Here is a 1,982-nt window from a genome sequence, read left to right as displayed (position 1 = left end):
CGCCCGGACTCGGCGTCCCCCGCCCGGTCGCCGCGCCGGCCGGCGCGCTACATCCGGGCGGGCGGCTCGCCGGCGGGCGCGCCGACCTCGCGGGCGATCCGGATCGCCCGCTCGGCGAGCTCGATGTGCTCGGGCCCCGGGTCCTTGAGCATCGCGACGCCGGCGCCGAGCGCGAACACCTCGGCCTGCACCGCGGACGGCGGCAGGTGGTCGACCAGCCGGTGCGCGTACGCGATCTCCTCGTCGTCGCCCGAGCGCCGCAGGTGGCCGAGCATGCGGGCCCGGTTGATCCGGAACCAGGCCGCGCGCAGCGGGTCCACCGTCTCGTCGACCAGCTTGAGCGCCCGCTTGGCCAGGCTGAGCCCGCGCTCGCGGTCGCCGCTGCGCCGGGCGGCGACGACGGCCTCGGCGAGCACGTCGATCAGCTGGATCCGGTCGCAGTCCTCGTCCTGGGGACGGACGTCGCAGGAGCCGGGCGGGTAGGTCTCGGCCCAGTCGTACGGGCGCAGGGTGTGCGCGAGGACGTCCTCGGAGACCATGTCCCACAGTTCGAGGGCGCGTTCGAGCATGCGCAGCTGCTCGGCGAAGGCGTTGCGGCGCCGGGCGGCCCGGGCGGCGTCCAGGGCGGTCGGCAGGGCGCGGGCCGGATCGTGCGCGTGGTACCAGTAGTTGGCGAGCCGGGCGGGCAGGGCATCAGCGGGCACGAGGTGCGGCTCGGCCTCGACGGCGAGCGCGAACTTGCGGTTGATCCGGTGCCGTTCGCCGGGCAGGAGGTCGTCCGAGACGGCTTCGCGGACCAGCGCGTGCCGGAAGCGGTAGCCCTCGCCGTCGCTGTCCAGGCGCAGGATGTTGGCGCCGACGGCCGTGCGCAGGGCGCCGATCAGCTCCTCCTCGTCGGCCATCAGGTCGGCCAGGACGGCGGCGAGCAGGGCGTGCTCGACGTGCGAGCCGCCCTCCGCGGCGATCCGCACCACCTTCTGGGCCTCCTCGTCCAGGCTCTCCACCCGGACCAGCAGGATGTCACGCAGCGAGTCGGTGAGGCCGGCCCCGCAGCCGTCCTCGAAGGCGGTGGCGAGCTCCTCGACGAAGAAGGGGTTGCCCTCGGAGCGGCGGTGGATCCGGTCCACCAGCTGCCGGTCGGGCGCGGCGGTGCCGAGGATGCCGGCCAGCTGGGCGGCGACCTCGCCGCGGCGGAACCGCGCCAGCTCCAGCCGCTGGACGGTGCGCAGCCGGTCGAGCTCGGCGAGGAAGGGGCGCAGCGGGTGGCGCCGGTGCAGGTCGTCGGAGCGGTAGGTGGCGACCAGCAGCACGCGGGCGCGGTGCAGGGTGCGGACCAGGTAGGCGAGGAGCTCGCGGGTGGAGCGGTCGGACCAGTGCAGGTCCTCGACGGCGATGACGAGGGTACGGTCCGCGCCGAGCCGTTCGATCAGCCTCGCGGTGTGCTCGAACAGCCGGGCCCGGCCGTACTCGTCGTTCGGTTCGCCGTCGCCGTCGCCGAACTCGGGCAGCAGGCGGGCGAGATGGCCCTCGCTGCCGGCGGCCGCGGCCTCCAGTTCGGGGCCGAGCGTGCGGTGCAGCCGGCGCAGGGCGCCCGCGATCGGTGCGTACGGGAGGCCCTCGGCGCCGATCTCCAGACAGCCGCCCAGGGTGGTGACCACTCCCCCGCCGTGGCCGGCGCGGTCCAGGAACTCCTCCAGCAGGCGCGTCTTGCCGACGCCGGCCTCGCCGCCGACCAGGACGGTCTGCGGGCTGCCGGTGCCGGCCCGGCGCAGCGCGTCGGCCAGCGCGGTGATCTCGGTGCCGCGGCCGACGAAGACGGGACTGACCGACATCTGCTGCATGGAGGCGAGCATGCCATAGGCGGTGGCGGCGGGCCGAGGGGATATCTCGCCCGGCGAACGCCCGGAGGGGGGGGGGGGCGCTCGCCCGCCCCCCCCCCCCCCGACACACGGGGCCCCCCGCGGGGCGGGGGGGGGCGAGAG

General features: G+C 76.1%; 1 protein-coding gene. It reads right to left on the bottom strand.

Features of this window, described 5'->3' with window-relative positions:
• Positions 1-47: 47 nt before the first annotated feature.
• Positions 48-1,841 (bottom strand): ATP-binding protein, encoded by a 1,794-nt coding sequence (locus ACFV4G_RS18115; RefSeq protein WP_380441393.1) that lies wholly within the window; start codon positions 1,839-1,841, stop codon positions 48-50.
• Between the last annotated feature and the right edge of the window lie 141 nt (positions 1,842-1,982).

Origin of the sequence: Kitasatospora sp. NPDC059747 (assembly GCF_042732955.1) — a bacterium.
Classification (GTDB): Bacteria; Actinomycetota; Actinomycetes; order Streptomycetales; family Streptomycetaceae; genus Kitasatospora.
The sequence above is the reverse complement of the archived record's forward strand: the minus strand, read 5'-3'. Positions and strand labels throughout refer to the sequence as shown.